Genomic DNA, 14,935 nt, shown 5'->3' on the forward strand with positions numbered 1-14,935 from the left:
AGTCTTAATTGAGCGAGCAAATCAAGCGTTTAGTTTGAATCGAGCCTCTACAACTTTTAAATCATTCAAAGGCGTCGGCGGAATCCATCATTTCGGAAATTGTGATCGTTGGACTCCACTCGGCTGATCCGCCAAACATTGCGGCTGACTTTCCTGGCCACAAGACCGCCACGTTCTACCCGTTCGCCGCCTGGTTTGGCACCCATCAGGAAGCTCACCTCAGATGTTGTGAGCGGTGCTCCGGTATCGATTGCCAGAGCTGTGAGCTCCAGTCGCTGACGCAGCTGCCGGATCCTTTCGGCATCGCTGCTGTCGGTTTCCAGCCAGGGCAACTCAACCTGGCCATCCTGGGCTAGGCGCTGCATCAATCCAAAGCTCACCATGCCGAGTGCCTGATCGGCATTCATCGGCATGGGTGACTGGGACTGATCCGGAAGCGCCATGGTCTTCAGGGGTGTTTCGCGGACGGTATCGGCTCCGCTTCAGGACGCAAGAGTGTCAATCACTGGCCTAATGAGGCACCAACAGGACCGAAAGCGTCCGTTACACTCCCGGCCATGACCCGTTTTGCCAGCTTCGATGCTCGGGAGCGGCGACGCGGCGGTAGTGCTCTCGTCACCGGCACTGAGGTGACCCCCCAGCAGGGGGGCGCGAGCTGTGTTGTGACAACGGATTCAGAGTCGCCCCGGCTGCTTCGTCAGAACAGCCATGTGCAGTCGATCGAATTGCGTACCCACGTGTTCATCGACTCGCTGCAGCCGCAACTGGCGGCCTACATGGGATCGGTGAGCCAGGGATTTCTGCCCATTCCCGGAGACGCCTGCCTTTGGATGGAGGTGTCGCCGGGAATGGCGGTTCACCGCGTGACCGATATTGCTCTCAAGGCCAGCAATGTTCGTCTCGGCCAGATGGTCGTGGAACGGGCGTTCGGTTCGATGGCCTTGTACCACCGCGATCAGAGCACGGTTCTCCATTCCGGGGATGTGGTGCTGGAAGCGATCGGCAGCACCATCGATCAGCGGTCTCCTGCGGATGTGAGCTGGACCGAAGTCATCCGAGCGATCACCCCGGACCATGCCGTGTTGATCAACCGTCAGAACCGACGCGGCTCGATGATTGAAGCCGGCATGAGCATGTTCATTCTTGAGACGGAGCCGGCGGGATATGTGCTGATCGCCGCCAACGAAGCCGAAAAAGCGTCCAACATCACCCTGGTGGATGTGAAGGCGGTGGGCGCCTTCGGACGTTTAACCCTGGCAGGGCGAGAGGGTGATGTCGAGGAAGCGGCGGCAGCGGCGATGCGTGCCATCGACCATGTCAACAGCAATTCACGGCTTCGCTGATTGCGATTGCACTGATCGCTGCACTCAGCTGAGCTGAAGCAGTTGACGTAAATCCGGTGCAAGAGCTCGTGCAGCTTTGCCGCGACTGCCGAGTCGGATCAGCTGGGCGTGATTGAGTTCGCCATAGGTGCAGCGGGCCTCACGGATCCAGAGCAACGACTCGTAGCAACCACCTGGATAGGCAGGAGCGCTGAGCAGTTCACCCCAGCAGATCCCCTCGGCGGCAGCGACGCAGGTTCCTGTTGGATCGCTGATCACCATGGTGCTTCGAAAGCAGGCACTCCGATAAGGGGTCGGACCGACAGCACTGAGCAATTTCTCAAGCTTCAAGGCATCCGTTTCGGCGTAACGGGCTGAAAACAGGCCCGGAGCACCGGAGAGAGCATCAACCTCAAGGCCTGAATCATCAGCGAGGGACCAGTGCCCAGTGCGCCTGGCCGCTGCCGACGCCTTCAGTGCGGCATTTTCGCGATACGTGTGTCCTGTCTCCTCAACGTCCAAATCGCTTGGTTGGCGATCAACAACGAGATCCAGCGGCGCAAGCATGGCTTCGATTTCAGCAATCTTGGTTGGATTGCTGGTCGCAAGGATCAGCCTGGGCTTCAAGGGAGACCGCAAATCGGTCACCATTGTGCTGGCCTGACGTGGATTAGGGGTAGGGATCTGACAACGGCGGGTTGAGTGAAACGGTACGGGTTGAACATTCCACCCCTCAGCAGAGCCTTGGGACCGTTTCACGGCAAGAAAATATTCAGCTCAGGCCAGGTCGACAACCTTCTGTCTGCAGGCCAGCACAGGAATTCCCACAGCAGTTCGGAACAGTCAGGGACAGGGTGATAAGCCCGGCTTATTTCGTTCACTATGGACAGTGATTGCGGTATGCCACCGAATTGCTTGACGGGAGTGCTGTCAGCAGAGCAGTCTCTCGGGCGAACAATCCACCCATTCTCCCGGTAGGCATGGCTAACGAAACCATGGGCATCGCTCTCGGCATGATCGAGACCCGCGGCCTGGTCCCCGCCATTGAGGCAGCTGATGCGATGACCAAGGCTGCAGAAGTGCGCCTGATCGGTCGTGAGTTCGTCGGCGGCGGTTACGTCACCGTTCTGGTTCGCGGCGAAACAGGTGCCGTCAACGCCGCTGTGCGTGCTGGCGCTGATGCTTGCGAGCGCGTCGGTGACGGCCTTGTTGCTGCTCACATCATTGCCCGCCCTCACCGCGAAGTGGAACCTGCCCTGGGTAACGGCAACTTCCTCGGTCAGAAGGACTGAGATCTTCCGCTGAGCCTCTGACGAGGCACACGAACGTCTCACCCCCCCTAACGACCTAACGGAGTTTTCCCATGAGCAAGAAGTACGACGCTGGGGTCAAGGAGTACAGGGATACCTACTGGACTCCTGATTACGTCCCCCTCGACACCGACCTGCTGGCCTGCTTCAAGTGCACCGGCCAGGAAGGTGTTCCCAAAGAAGAGGTTGCCGCTGCTGTGGCTGCTGAATCCTCCACCGGTACCTGGTCCACTGTCTGGTCCGAGCTCCTCACCGACCTCGACTTCTACAAGGGCCGTTGCTACCGCATCGAAGATGTTCCTGGCGACAAGGAGTCCTTCTACGCCTTCATCGCCTACCCCCTCGATCTGTTCGAAGAGGGTTCGATCACCAACGTTCTGACCTCCTTGGTCGGCAACGTCTTCGGCTTCAAGGCCCTGCGCCACCTACGCCTCGAAGACCTGCGCTTCCCGCTCGCCTTCATCAAGACCTGCTATGGCCCGCCGAATGGCATCCAGGTCGAGCGTGACCGGATGAACAAGTACGGACGTCCACTGCTGGGTTGCACCATCAAGCCGAAGCTCGGCCTGAGCGGTAAGAACTACGGCCGTGTTGTCTATGAGTGCCTGCGTGGTGGTCTCGACTTCACCAAGGACGACGAGAACATCAACTCCCAGCCCTTCCAGCGTTGGCAGAACCGCTTCGAATTCGTCGCGGAAGCCATCAAGCTTTCAGAGCAGGAAACAGGCGAGAAGAAGGGTCACTATCTCAACGTGACCGCCAACACGCCTGAAGAGATGTATGAGCGCGCTGAGTTCGCCAAGGAACTCGGAATGCCGATCATCATGCACGACTTCATTACCGGTGGCTTCACGGCCAACACCGGTCTGTCGAGGTGGTGCCGCAAGAACGGCATGCTGCTGCACATCCACCGCGCCATGCACGCGGTGATCGACCGTCACCCCAAGCACGGCATCCACTTCCGCGTCCTCGCCAAGTGTCTGCGTCTCTCCGGCGGTGACCAGCTTCACACCGGCACTGTGGTCGGAAAACTGGAAGGTGATCGTCAGACCACCCTCGGTTATATCGATCAACTGCGTGAATCCTTCGTTCCCGAAGATCGCAGCCGCGGCAACTTCTTCGATCAGGACTGGGGTTCCATGCCTGGTGTGTTCGCCGTTGCATCCGGCGGTATTCACGTCTGGCACATGCCGGCCCTGGTCACGATCTTCGGCGACGACTCCGTTCTTCAGTTCGGTGGTGGTACCCACGGTCACCCCTGGGGCTCAGCTGCAGGTGCTGCTGCCAACCGTGTGGCCCTCGAGGCCTGCGTCAAGGCACGCAACGCCGGTCGCCATCTCGAGAAAGAGAGCCGCGACATCCTCACCGAGGCCGCGAAGCACAGCCCCGAGCTGGCGATTGCTCTCGAGACCTGGAAGGAAATCAAGTTCGAATTCGACACCGTCGACAAGCTCGACGTTCAGCAGTGATCGACACCCCGGCCGGTTGCTAACTCAGCCGGCCCTATCCATTTCTTCAACCCAGGATCCCCATGCCTTTCCAGAGCACCGTGGGTGACTACCAAACAGTCGCCACCCTGGAGACTTTCGGCTTCCTCCCGCCGATGACCCAGGAAGAGATCTACGACCAGATCGCCTACATCATTGCCCAGGGCTGGAGCCCGCTCATCGAGCACGTCCACCCCAGCAATTCCATGGCCTCCTACTGGTCCTATTGGAAGCTGCCCTTCTTCGGTGAGAAGGACCTCAACCTGATTGTCAGTGAGCTCGAGGCCTGCCATCGCGCTTACCCCGACCACCACGTCCGCATCGTTGGTTACGACGCTTACACCCAAAGCCAGGGTGCCTGCTTCGTGGTCTTCGAAGGGCGCTGATCCCTCTCTCTGAACGGTTCCGAGCCCTGACCTCATCAGGGCTCAAGCATTTTTCGGGGGATTGCCCCCTCCATTCATCGACCACACCTTCGGGCGGACATGGCCAGACTTTCCAGTCGTGAACTTGCACTCGAGCGCCGCAAGGCGCTGACAACAGCCGGCAAGAAGGCGTCCGTCGTCGCCGGTTCCAGTGACAACCGAGTGCGGACCGCGTCGGATGCCCGCCAGACCCGGACCCTGGCCAATGCCTCTGATCCTGTCGCTGCAGCGCCAGTGGTGGCGGTTGCAAGTCCTGCAGCGTCTGCAGCGACATCGCGTTTCACTGCCTCTGCAGCGCCCCGCGCGCAGGTGAAACCCCAGCGCAATCCCAGCCGTGATCTCGTCCTGGCTCGCCGGGATGCCCTCTCACGCCGTGGCAAGAAGGCGGATACCAGCAAAGATCGCAATCGTGCTGACGTCGCGCGCCACAGCAAGCCGGTCGTTGCAGCAGCCCCGGCCGTCTTCGAGACCCCAGTGGTCGCCACTGCACCGACACCTGCTCCGCGACTGAGCTCCAGACACGTTCGTCGTCCAACAGTGCCGAAGCGTCGCGCGATTGAGAATCCCAGCCGCGCTCTCGTCTTGGCGCGCCGCGAAGCCATGTCGAAACATGGCAAAACAGCAGGCAAGCAACCCACGAGTGCTGCGGCCGTTGCCCGCCAGGCCAATCCTGATCTCACCAGTCGCGAGCTGGCACAGCAGGTGCGCGAGCTGCGCGCCAAGGCCGGCGCCCGCAACAAGCAAGGCGCAGGAGTGACCCGACCAACCGGCCCCAATCGCAATGGTGCCAAGCAGGCTGCGGCAGCGGATGCTCACTGGAAAGTCGGCCAGAGCACCACAAGCTCCGGACAAACGGTCACAGGCACCCAGGCCAATCGTTCCGTCAAGACAACAGGGAACGAGGCCAGCACCTGCCGCTCGATCACAGGAACTGAATATCTCGGAGCTGAAGTCTTCCAGACCTTCTGTCAGACCGCTCCCGAGCCCACCACGCCAGCCAAGGTTCGCGTCACAGCCACCAGCCACGGCAACCGCGTCACCGGTAATGAAGTCGGCCGTTCCGACAAAGTCACCGGCGATGAGCCCGGTACCTGCAAAAGCGTGACCGGTACGGAGTACATCTCCGCCAACCAGGCGGCGTCCTATTGCGGTGGTGGCGGCGCATCCCCTCGCAAAGTGGGCCACAGCCTCACCCTGCAGGGACGTCCTGTCAGCGGCGTCATGGTGGGTCGCTCCGCCAGCGTCACCGGTGATGAAGCCGGCGCCAACCGCAGTCTCACCGGTGATCAGTACCTCGGCTCCGATCCCCTCCCCGACGGACGTCCAGCCGGCAAGGTCGGTCAGTCAGCAACCCTCTCAGGCACTGGCTTGACCGGCACCATGGTGGGTCGCTCGTCCCAGGTCACCGGCAATGAATTCGGGTCCTGCCATCGGGTCACCGGTGATCAATACATCAGCGCTGAGCAGGTGAATGCCTTCTGCAGCAGCAAGCCCGATCCTGAGGCCGCCAAGGTCGGCTTCAGCGTCACCAACCGCAATCAGGTGGTGAGTGGCACGCGCACGGGGCGCTCCGACAAGGTCACCGGCGATGAGCCTGGAACATGCAAGGCCGTGACTGGAACTCCCTATGCGGGTCTGGAAGATGCCGGAAACAACTGCGGTACATCGGCAGTGCAGGCCATTCGTCAGCGCACTCCCGTTCGTCCCGGTACGCCCGCAGCGCCGATGACCGGCCTGCAGCCCGGCATCAACGGGTTGATGACCGGTGCTGAGCGAGGAGCCTGTGAACCTGTGACCGGTACTCCCTATGTCGGAGCCGATCAATTGACTGCCGCCTGCGGCAGTGATGCCCCGGTCGGCAGCGACAGCCATGGCCAGGCCCAGGAGGGCGCACCCTGGACACGCTTCAGCGTGATGTCTCCTGCACGTGCAGCCCAGCAGCAGCGAGATTCCCAGGGTGCGGTCACCGGCACCGCCTATGAACAGGGCAACCGCATCACCGGTCCCTTCGACATGGCCGGCGGCAAGGTCACCGGGACCGAGCAATTTCGCTTCGACAACCGCGACTTCCAACGCCGCCAGTTTCAGCCCACCGTGGCCGTCATGAGTGAGCCGGCTGACAAGCCTGCCTCCCGCGTGACCGGTGAGGGTTCTTCCGCCAAGATCACAGGTGACGACTGGGATCGTGGTGAGCACGTCACCGGCACCGAGGGCGCCTCGGCACGCCGTCGCAACCCCAGCCGCCCGGGCCCGATGAGCGCGATGTCTCCCTTCGAGCGCAAACGCAACGAGGAGGACGACTGGCCAGTCAGCAGGGTCACCGGTTCCAGCGGCAACACCGAGAAGGGTTCCCTGATCACCGTCTCTGGCGGCGCTAGGGGTTAATCGATTGATGGTTCGCTCCAAGCCTCTCCGCGGCGGGCGACCTCAGGCCCCCTCGGCGCCAACCCGTCGCCAGCTTCAGCAGCTCGCCAACAGCGCCGATCACGCACAGACGACGTCGGATCAGGAGACGTCAACGCGGAGTGCGGCACTCGAGCGGCGTCGTGCTTTGACGACGTCGGGCAAGGCGGCGCAGCTTGATCGCGGCTCCGTTGCTGGTGGTCGGATTCGCTCCAGCAGCGATGCCCAGCGCCCTGCCCCGTCCCAGCCCGGCTGGGTGCGTCGTGAGAAAGCTGCCACCCGGGCCGTTCCCTTCAATCTGAGTCGCACCTCGCTGCCGATCACCCACCGGCGACATCCGCTCACGGATGCAGCGGCGAACGGGCGTCTCCAGTCCTACGAGCAGGAGATCAAGGGCCGTTTTGATCGGATCGTTCCCTTGCTTCAGCGGGTTTCCTCCCTTCAGCATGAAACCGATTTCATCCCGCAGGCCCAACGGCTATGCCGGACGGAACTTGGCTTCGACCTGCCGGATCACATCCTCCAGCGGGCCTGGGTACGTCCCCTTGACATGCGCGCCCTGTTCGCCTGGTGTGTGTTTGAGAGTCATCGTCTGTTCAGCGATCGCTTCTTTCAGGACGACCCCCTAGAGGCAGCCTCCGGCAGTGCGGCGTCAAGGGAGTTCGAGCAGTTCCTGCTCGATTGCGGGATCCATCTGCTCGATCTGACCCCCTGTGCTGACGGCCGCCTTGCGCACACCGTGGCCTATGCCCTGCGCATTCCCTTCAGCGCTGTGCGTCGCCGTTCCCACGCCGGGGCGATGTTCGATGTGGAGAACACGGTCAACCGCTGGATCAAAACAGAGCATCGCCGCTACCGCGAAGGGACTCCGAATCCCTCCACGGACCCCACGCGTTATCTGAAGGTGGTCACCTACCACTTCAGCTCCCTCGATCCTTCCCATCAGGGTTGTGCCGCCCACGGCAGCAACGATGAACTGGCTGCTGCGGCGGGACACCAACGTCTTCTGGATTTCCGCGAGTCGGTTGAAAACAGCTTCTGTTGCGGCGCTTCCGTTGATCTTCTTTTGATCGGCCTCGACACCGATACCGATGCGATCCGTGTGCATCCCCCGGGCCGTGACAGCGAGATGGTGCTCGACCGCTGGCTCTGCGCCAGGGAATTGCATGCAGCCACGGCATCCATGACAGCCGATCAGGCGATGGCCCAGATCGCCGAAGCGGTTGAAAGCTCCGCGCCAGCTCCCATGGACGCTGGAATGGTTGCCTTTTTGACCCGGTTGATCGCCAACAACATCTCCCAGATCGACTACGTCCAGGACCAGCACGCCGGTCCCTATCCCGATGCAGGCCATGCGGAGCGTTTCATCGGCGTTGGCATCGGCTTCAAGGAGGTGCATCTGCGCAACCTCACCTACTTCGCCCATCTCGACACCGTTGAAGAGGGGGCCCCTGACCTTGATGTCGGCATCAAGATTTTCACGGGCCTCAACGTGGCCCGGGATCTGCCGATCCCGATCGTGGTGCGTTTCGACTATTCAGGTCGTGTGCCCGGTGCCCGTGAACGGGCCATCGCCGATTGCCAACGGGTGGATCAGGCCATCGCCGTTCGTTACGACGATCTGGTCAAGGAGGGGCTGCTCCACACTTGTCTCACCATTCGCGACCGCAACCAGACGGCTCCGGCCGAGGTCGTCGGTTCCACGCTTGACCCGCAACTTCCGGAGGCTCACTGAATCATGCTCATCGTCAAGGTCATCAAACCGCTCGTCTCCACCAACAGGATTCCGGACTTTGAGCACAAGCACCTCCAGGTGGTGCTTGACGGCAGCACCAAAAAGGTGGCTGTGGATGCCGTCGGAGCCAAGCCTGGGGACTGGGTGATCTGTGTCAGCAGTTCCGCGGCCCGTGAAGCGGCTGGAAGCAAGTCCTACCCCAGCGATCTCACCATTGTGGGGATCATCGACCACTGGGAGCCGGATCCTCCAAAAACGACGTCAGCCACTCCGAACACCGCCGCCGCAGGACCTTCGATCAAACCGCCCGGGGGTGCCAAGGCCTGATGGAGATCATGCAGGTGATGGGAACCATGGTGTGCACCTACCGGGTGGCAGGACTGAGCCATATGCACCTGCGCGTGCTTCGCAATTCCAAAGGCAAGCGAATGGTTGCCGTGGACCCTGTCGGAGCTCGCGAAGGCAACTGGGTGTTCACCGCCAGCGGCTCCGCTGCCCGGTTCGCCTGTCCTGATCCTCAGATTCAGACCGATCTCACCATCGGCGGCATCATCGACCACTGGACTCCGGACGGATAGGGACGTCTCCCTGCAGTCCTCCGCTTCCGCTCCGCTTCCACTTCATCTTTTCCATGGCTACTCCTTCCCCGTCTCCTCGCCGCCGCACCACACGATCAACGGCTGCGTCCAAAACGGTTGATGTGACGCCCGTGAGCAGCACCTCCAAGGCCAGTGCAACGTCGTCGTCTCGCCGGTCTACCACTCCCTCCCCCTCGCCGACATCCAGTCGCTCTTCAACAACGACTCGCGGGAGTGGATCCAGCGTTTCAGGTGGCGGTGGAGCTGTCAGTCAGCCAACCCCGGCCGGTTCCTCCGGCTCCGCTGCGGTGCAGGGAATCGCCCTCGGCATGATTGAAACCCGTGGCATGGTCCCGGCCATCGAAGCGGCAGATGCCATGACCAAGGCGGCGGAGGTCACTCTGGTTTGCCGTGAATATGTCGGTGGCGGTTACGTGACGGTGATGGTTCGCGGTGAAACCGGTGCTGTGAATGCTGCTGTGCGTGCCGGTGCTGATGCCTGTGAACGGGTCGGTGATGGACTCGTGGCGGCCCACATCATTGCCCGCCCTCATCAGGAGGTGGAACCGGCTCTGAGTGGCAGCGGCGCTCTGCGGCGCAGCTGATCGTCAACGCCGTTCCTGACGGACGTTCACAAAGACCCCCCAATCCCATGACTGGCGCTTAGATTCGCCGCCCAGTCAACGACCAGCCCGATCCAGATCCCGCTCGCCGTTTTGATCTCGGAGCTTTCACTGCCGCTTCAGACCGCCTGGTTGATCCCGATCTACGGGTTCGCCGGCATGGTCGTTTCACTGCCCTGGGCTTCCGGATGGTTCCGCCGCCAAGCCCACCGGACGGCCGCGTATCTGAACATTCTTCTGACCCTGCTGGCTTTCATCCACGGCAGTTTGATCCTGCAGGTGGTCTTTCAGAGCGGTCCGGTCGATCTGGCCTTTCCATGGCTCACGGTTGCTGATCTTGAGCTCGATATCAGTTTCAGCCTCACCTTGAACAACCTGGTGGCTCTTGAGTTGATCACGGGTCTGAGTCTGTTCTCTCAGGTGTATTCCCTGGGATACATGGATAAGGAGTGGGCTCTGGCGCGATTTTTTGCCTTGCTTGGCTTCTTTGAAGGAGCGATGTCTGGAGTGGTTCTGAGTGATTCGTTGTTTCAGAGCTACTTCCTGCTCGAGATGCTCACCCTCTCGACGTACCTGCTGGTTGGTTTCTGGTACGCCCAACCCCTGGTTGTCACCGCTGCAAGGGATGCCTTCCTCACCAAGCGCGTCGGCGACGTTCTGCTGCTGATGGGTGTTGTGGCCCTGTGCAGCTTTTCAGGTGTGATGGGATTCACCGATCTTTATGCCTGGGCGGCTCGAGACTCCCTCACGCCGTTGGCTGCCACCTTGCTGGGACTTGGCCTGATTGCGGGCCCAACCGGCAAGTGTGCTCAGTTTCCGATGCACCTCTGGCTTGATGAGGCCATGGAGGGCCCCAATCCCGCCTCGATCCTTCGTAATTCCGTGGTGGTCACCTGTGGAGCCATCGTGCTGCTGAAGGTGATGCCGATCCTTCAGTACTCACCGGTGACCTTGGTGGTGCTTTTGGTGATCGGAACCATCAGTGCCATTGGTGGTTCGCTGGTGGCGATCGCCCAGGTCGACATCAAGCGAACCCTGTCGTATTCAACGACGGCCCACCTCGGGCTGGTCTTCATCGCCATCGCTCTGCAGATCCCTGTTCTGGCCCTGCTGCTGCTTTACACCCATGCCGTCTCCAAAGCGCTTCTCTCAATGAGCGTTGGCGGGGTCATCGCCTCCACCAACTGCCAGGACATCACTGAGCTCGGCGGACTGGGCAGCCGCATGCCCGCCACCACCACGTCCTATCTGGTTGGTGCAGCTGGTTTGGTGGGCTTTCTTCCTCTGGGCGGATTTCTTGCCATGGCCCAGGGCATCGAGCTGCTCAGCGTTCGCTCGATTCCTTTCATGGCGGTGTTTCTGATCACCAATGCCCTCACGGCCCTCAATCTGGTCCGAGTCTTCCGCCATGTGTTCATGGGAGATTCTCTGATCAAATCGAGACGTGCTGCAGAGGTGAACTGGCAGATGGCGCTGCCCATGGTCGCCCTCAGCGTGGTGGTGCTGCTCACCCCAGTCCTGCTCGTGCGTCTGGAATCCCTCGATGGCCTTCTGGCCTTTCCCCTCTGGGCGGCCGGTCTGGTTGTCGGCAGCGGTCTGGGCGGACTGATGGCCGGAGCCCTTGTGCCCCTCAGCAAAGCCTGGTCGCGCTCTCTCAATCCTCTGCTGCGCGCTGTTCAGGATCTCCTGGCCTACGACTTCTACACCGAGCGTTTCTACCGGATCACCATCGTCAATGTGGTGGCAGGGTTTTCGAGACTGGCGTCCTGGTTTGATCGCAACGTCGTCGATGGCGTGCTCCACGGTGTGGCCCGCTTTTCACTCTCCAGTGCCGACAGCCTCAAGCTCAGCGTGAGTGGTCAGAGCCAGTCCTATGTGCTCACGGTTCTTATGGCCATCGTCATCTTTCTCACATCAGTGAGCTGGTTCCTCACCTGACCGATCTGATGCTGCTCTCTCTCCTGCTTCTGATTCCCTTTGCCGGCGCCCTGGCGTTAATCCTCTGGCCCGGCGAGATGACCCATTGCCGTTTGCGACTTGGCGCAATTGTGATTCTGGCGATTCAGTGCCTGGCCAGCTTTGCGTTGCTGTTCTGTTTTGATCCGGCGGAGTCAGGGCTGCAATTGATCGAACAGGCCCGTTGGGTCCATTCCATCGGTCTTGATTACGCACTTGCCGTGGATGGATTGTCCCTGCCTTTGGTTCTGATGAACGGGGTTCTCTGTCTGGTGGCAGCGATCGCGTCCCGTTCGATCGAGAACCGTCCTCGCATCTATTACGCCCTGTTGTTGGTGATCAGTGGTTCTGTGAATGGTGCATTCCTGGCGCAGAACCTGCTGCTGTTCTTCCTGTTCTATGAGCTTGAGCTGATTCCTCTCTGGCTGCTGATTGCGGTCTGGGGCGGCAGCAACAGGGCCTATGCGGCCACCAAGTTTCTGATCGTGACAGCGGTTTCGGGGGTCTTGATCCTTGCCGCCTTCCTCGGCCTGGCCTTCGTGACTGGAACGATGGATTTCAGTCTGCGGCCGATCCTTGCCGGTGAACTGGGAATGACGGCCCAGTTGATCCTGATGGGGGCTCTGCTGATTGGCTTCGGCATCAAGATCCCGCTGTTTCCTTTTCACACCTGGCTGCCCGATGCCCACACCGAGGCTTCCACGCCCGTGTCGGTCCTGCTGGCAGGTGTTCTCCTCAAGCTGGGCACCTACGGATTGCTGCGTTTCTGCCTGGGCCTGTTCCCAGAGGCGTGGCATCTCGCCTCACCATGGCTGGCCGGGTGGGCGGCGATCTCTGTGCTGTACGGGTCTCTCGCTGCCATCGCTCAGACGGATATGAAGCGGATGGTGGCCTACAGCTCCGTGGGCCACATGGGCTATGTGCTGCTGGCCGCTGCTGCTGCCACTCCGCTCGGGCTGATGGGGGCTCTCTTCCAGATGGTCAGCCATGGCCTGATCTCAGGGGTGCTGTTCCTCGTTGTGGGAGTGGTGTATGCCCGCACCGGCACAAGAGATCTCAATGTTCTGCGTGGACTGCTCAATCCCCAGCGCGGACTTCCTCTCACGGGGTCGTTGATGATCATCGGTGTGATGGCCAGTGCCGGCATTCCCGGGATGGCTGGCTTCATCTCCGAGTTTCTGATTTTCCGCGGCAGTCTGCAGCCGTTCCCCCTGGCCACCTTGCTCTCCATGGTGGGCTCTGGACTCACAGCGGTGTATTTCCTTCTGATGGTGAACCGTGCCTTCTTCGGGCGGCTGGCGATTGCCGCCGGCGACGTGGTGAATCCCCGTATTCTTCAGAACGTTCCACTTCGGGAGCAGGTGCCGGCCATCGCACTCACCCTTGGCGTACTGGCGCTTGGATTGGTGCCTGAACTGCTGTCCGGACTCAGTGAATCAGCCACCACCGGCTTGAGCCAGTTGAGTGAGGCCCTGTCATGACGGCAACCACCACCCGCCCCCTCCAGGCCCCTGTTCTGCCGGACCAGGAGGAGCTGGTCCGGCGTCTGCTCAGCGACACCCCACTGCTGAAGGACACCCCGGATCACCTCCTCCAGGTGGTGAATGTGCTGGAAAGCTATGGAATCGTTCTGGACGCATACAGCAAAAATCTGGTGGATCAAGGGGAGAAGCAGCTGCTGAACCCGTTCCCTGTGATGCGCTTCTTCCATGAGGGGATCACGCCCAAGCGCCTCTGGGATCATCTGCTGGGGGACCGCATCAATTTCGAATACGCCGAGTACTGCCAGAAGGCCATGTTCTGGCATGGAACGGGCGGACTGGATGCCTATCTCGACAGTGCTGAGTTTCAGGAGGCCTGTCAGCGCATAATCAGTCGCAAGGCATCGCGGGATCCGTTGATCGGCATCACCAACCGTTTGTATCCAGGTTTCGCACCGGAATCGATTCGTTCGCTCACCACGATTTACTGCCTGGGCCTGTTCTGGCGCGTGATGAGCGATTTGTTTGTTGATCTGGCTCGTCGCTATCGCATCGGCGAGGTGGCCTGCGTGAAGGATGTGGTGCATCACATCCGCGACGGTCTTGTTGCGGCTGCCGGCAGTCCGATCACCTACAAGGTTGTGATTGCTGGGGAAGAGATCTGGGTTCTTCCACCGGACGCTGGCCTCACCTTTCTGGTTGATGTCGCTGTGCCGTATGTGGAAGCGGTGTTTTTTCGCGGTATGCCCTTCCTCGGCACGGTGTCGTACAACGCCCAGGCCCGTCAGATCTCACCGGACATCAGTGATTTCAAATACGGAGCGCTGTACGCCGATCCAATTCCAAGCATGGGAGCTGGGATTCCGCCCAGTCTCTGCATGCAGGATATGTACCGGCATCTGCCGGATGAACTCAACCGTTGGTACGACGATCATGCCCGCGGGCAGGTTGATGTTCATGTTCAGATCTGCGTCAGCTTCCAGAAGTCGATGTTCTGTGTCACCAACGGGGCCATCGCAGGAACGATGCCGCATCCCTTGGACACTAATGATCCAGGTGAGCAGGCGGCCAACCGTGCCTATGCGGAATCATGGGCTGGTCGCCTGATGGGTTGTCGTCGTGAAGCTCTTCTGTAACAGCGTCGATGTTGCGCTCGTCAGACTCAAGCGGCATTATCGCTGATCACTTGAATTCGATCGCTGGCTGAGAAGACGTTCGTATCGATTTGAAGAAGATCTTGAGTGTTGGCAGGGAAGTTTCCTGTCGGTGCGAATTGCAGAGTTCTGGTGTCTGTGGCAAAAGCAAGGAGACCTTCGGTTTCGTTGGGGAAGATCTGAGCCTTGATGTTGGCCTCAGTGTCCACGATGACCGTATTTTCCAGGCTTGTCATGGCTCCTGCTTCGGTCACAGTTTTCTGTTTGATAAGAGCCCCTGCTTCATAATTCGGGAAGCTGCCATCGTTCACCTGAATCACATCGAATGTGCCGTTGGCCTTTGTGACGTTATTCGCGCCGATGAATCCGGTCACAGTGTCCAGGCTGTCTGATGTGGTCTGACGCGTGAGATTGATTGTGTTCTGAACATTGGTTTTAGGGAAACTGATGATGTCCAGACC

15 protein-coding genes are annotated in these 14,935 nt (G+C 60.4%); 12 read left to right on the forward strand and 3 right to left on the reverse strand.

Going from position 1 to position 14,935, the window contains the following annotated elements; translation table 11 throughout:
* Positions 1 to 65 precede the first annotated feature (65 nt).
* Entirely contained in the window at positions 66 to 443 is a 378-nt protein-coding gene (locus KR100_RS05135; RefSeq protein WP_038543742.1) for a hypothetical protein, read from the reverse strand.
* 114 nt (positions 444 to 557) lie between these two features.
* On the opposite strand from KR100_RS05135, the gene KR100_RS05140 reads away from it, so the two are divergent.
* On the forward strand, positions 558 to 1,343 hold the full coding sequence (locus KR100_RS05140) for a BMC domain-containing protein (protein WP_038543746.1): 786 nt from the start codon (positions 558 to 560) through the stop codon (positions 1,341 to 1,343).
* Between the two features lie 24 nt (positions 1,344 to 1,367).
* On the opposite strand, the gene KR100_RS05145 is transcribed toward KR100_RS05140, so the two are convergent.
* A complete protein-coding gene (locus tag KR100_RS05145) occupies positions 1,368 to 1,949 on the reverse strand; it encodes a non-canonical purine NTP pyrophosphatase (RefSeq protein WP_038548004.1) in 582 nt (193 codons plus the stop codon).
* A 353-nt stretch (positions 1,950 to 2,302) separates the two neighbouring features.
* Between KR100_RS05145 and KR100_RS05150 the strand changes: the two genes are divergently transcribed.
* From KR100_RS05150 to KR100_RS05200, 11 genes are all read left to right on the forward strand, one after another.
* Entirely contained in the window at positions 2,303 to 2,614 is a 312-nt protein-coding gene (locus tag KR100_RS05150; protein ID WP_006169870.1) for a BMC domain-containing protein, read from the forward strand.
* Positions 2,615 to 2,685: 71 nt separating this feature from the next.
* On the forward strand, positions 2,686 to 4,101 hold the full coding sequence (locus tag KR100_RS05155; protein ID WP_038543749.1) for a form I ribulose bisphosphate carboxylase large subunit: 1,416 nt from the start codon (positions 2,686 to 2,688) through the stop codon (positions 4,099 to 4,101).
* A gap of 62 nt (positions 4,102 to 4,163) precedes the next feature.
* Positions 4,164 to 4,505, forward strand: coding sequence for a ribulose bisphosphate carboxylase small subunit (locus tag KR100_RS05160; protein ID WP_038543751.1), 342 nt, complete (start codon positions 4,164 to 4,166; stop codon positions 4,503 to 4,505).
* Between the two features lie 99 nt (positions 4,506 to 4,604).
* The gene (locus KR100_RS05165) at positions 4,605 to 6,929 is read left to right on the forward strand and encodes a CsoS2 family carboxysome shell protein (RefSeq protein WP_038543753.1); all 2,325 of its coding nucleotides are present in this window, start codon (positions 4,605 to 4,607) and stop codon (positions 6,927 to 6,929) included.
* Positions 6,930 to 6,936: 7 nt separating this feature from the next.
* The gene (locus KR100_RS05170) at positions 6,937 to 8,682 is read left to right on the forward strand and encodes a carboxysome shell carbonic anhydrase (protein WP_038543757.1); all 1,746 of its coding nucleotides are present in this window, start codon (positions 6,937 to 6,939) and stop codon (positions 8,680 to 8,682) included.
* Positions 8,683 to 8,685: 3 nt separating this feature from the next.
* The gene (locus tag KR100_RS05175; RefSeq protein ID WP_038543759.1) at positions 8,686 to 9,009 is read left to right on the forward strand and encodes a carboxysome peptide A; all 324 of its coding nucleotides are present in this window, start codon (positions 8,686 to 8,688) and stop codon (positions 9,007 to 9,009) included.
* Positions 9,009 to 9,260 (forward strand): carboxysome peptide B, encoded by a 252-nt coding sequence (locus KR100_RS05180; RefSeq protein ID WP_038543762.1) that lies wholly within the window; start codon positions 9,009 to 9,011, stop codon positions 9,258 to 9,260. Before KR100_RS05175 ends, KR100_RS05180 begins: the two co-directional genes overlap by 1 nt.
* 53 nt (positions 9,261 to 9,313) lie before the next feature.
* Positions 9,314 to 9,865, forward strand: a complete 552-nt coding sequence (locus KR100_RS16980; protein ID WP_038543765.1) for a BMC domain-containing protein — start codon at positions 9,314 to 9,316, stop codon at positions 9,863 to 9,865.
* Between the two features lie 111 nt (positions 9,866 to 9,976).
* Complete coding sequence (locus KR100_RS05190) at positions 9,977 to 11,821, forward strand: NAD(P)H-quinone oxidoreductase subunit F (RefSeq protein WP_038543767.1); 1,845 nt, start codon at positions 9,977 to 9,979, stop codon at positions 11,819 to 11,821.
* Between the two features lie 8 nt (positions 11,822 to 11,829).
* Complete coding sequence (locus KR100_RS05195; RefSeq protein WP_038543769.1) at positions 11,830 to 13,320, forward strand: NADH-quinone oxidoreductase subunit M; 1,491 nt, start codon at positions 11,830 to 11,832, stop codon at positions 13,318 to 13,320.
* The gene (locus KR100_RS05200) at positions 13,317 to 14,456 is read left to right on the forward strand and encodes a CO2 hydration protein (protein ID WP_038543771.1); all 1,140 of its coding nucleotides are present in this window, start codon (positions 13,317 to 13,319) and stop codon (positions 14,454 to 14,456) included. The genes KR100_RS05195 and KR100_RS05200 overlap by 4 nt, the downstream gene beginning before the upstream one ends.
* A 26-nt stretch (positions 14,457 to 14,482) precedes the next feature.
* Here KR100_RS05200 and KR100_RS05205 read toward each other — a convergent pair whose 3' ends face one another.
* Positions 14,483 to 14,848 carry a hypothetical protein gene (locus KR100_RS05205; protein ID WP_038543773.1) on the reverse strand — a complete coding sequence of 122 codons (366 nt, stop codon included), beginning with the start codon at positions 14,846 to 14,848 and terminating at the stop codon, positions 14,483 to 14,485.
* Positions 14,849 to 14,935 lie beyond the last annotated feature (87 nt).

The sequence above is a fragment of the Synechococcus sp. KORDI-100 genome (assembly GCF_000737535.1).
Classification (GTDB): domain Bacteria; phylum Cyanobacteriota; class Cyanobacteriia; order PCC-6307; family Cyanobiaceae; genus Parasynechococcus.

Coding starts and splice junctions, on each gene's coding strand:
- KR100_RS05135 (WP_038543742.1), bottom strand. CDS start 443: ATGGCGCTTCCGGATCAGTCCCAGTCACCCATGCCGATGAATGCCGAT.
- KR100_RS05140 (WP_038543746.1), top strand. CDS start 558: ATGACCCGTTTTGCCAGCTTCGATGCTCGGGAGCGGCGACGCGGCGGT.
- KR100_RS05150 (WP_006169870.1), top strand. CDS start 2,303: ATGGCTAACGAAACCATGGGCATCGCTCTCGGCATGATCGAGACCCGC.
- KR100_RS05155 (WP_038543749.1), top strand. CDS start 2,686: ATGAGCAAGAAGTACGACGCTGGGGTCAAGGAGTACAGGGATACCTAC.
- KR100_RS05160 (WP_038543751.1), top strand. CDS start 4,164: ATGCCTTTCCAGAGCACCGTGGGTGACTACCAAACAGTCGCCACCCTG.
- KR100_RS05165 (WP_038543753.1), top strand. CDS start 4,605: ATGGCCAGACTTTCCAGTCGTGAACTTGCACTCGAGCGCCGCAAGGCG.
- KR100_RS05170 (WP_038543757.1), top strand. CDS start 6,937: ATGGTTCGCTCCAAGCCTCTCCGCGGCGGGCGACCTCAGGCCCCCTCG.
- KR100_RS05175 (WP_038543759.1), top strand. CDS start 8,686: ATGCTCATCGTCAAGGTCATCAAACCGCTCGTCTCCACCAACAGGATT.
- KR100_RS05180 (WP_038543762.1), top strand. CDS start 9,009: ATGGAGATCATGCAGGTGATGGGAACCATGGTGTGCACCTACCGGGTG.
- KR100_RS16980 (WP_038543765.1), top strand. CDS start 9,314: ATGGCTACTCCTTCCCCGTCTCCTCGCCGCCGCACCACACGATCAACG.
- KR100_RS05195 (WP_038543769.1), top strand. CDS start 11,830: ATGCTGCTCTCTCTCCTGCTTCTGATTCCCTTTGCCGGCGCCCTGGCG.
- KR100_RS05200 (WP_038543771.1), top strand. CDS start 13,317: ATGACGGCAACCACCACCCGCCCCCTCCAGGCCCCTGTTCTGCCGGAC.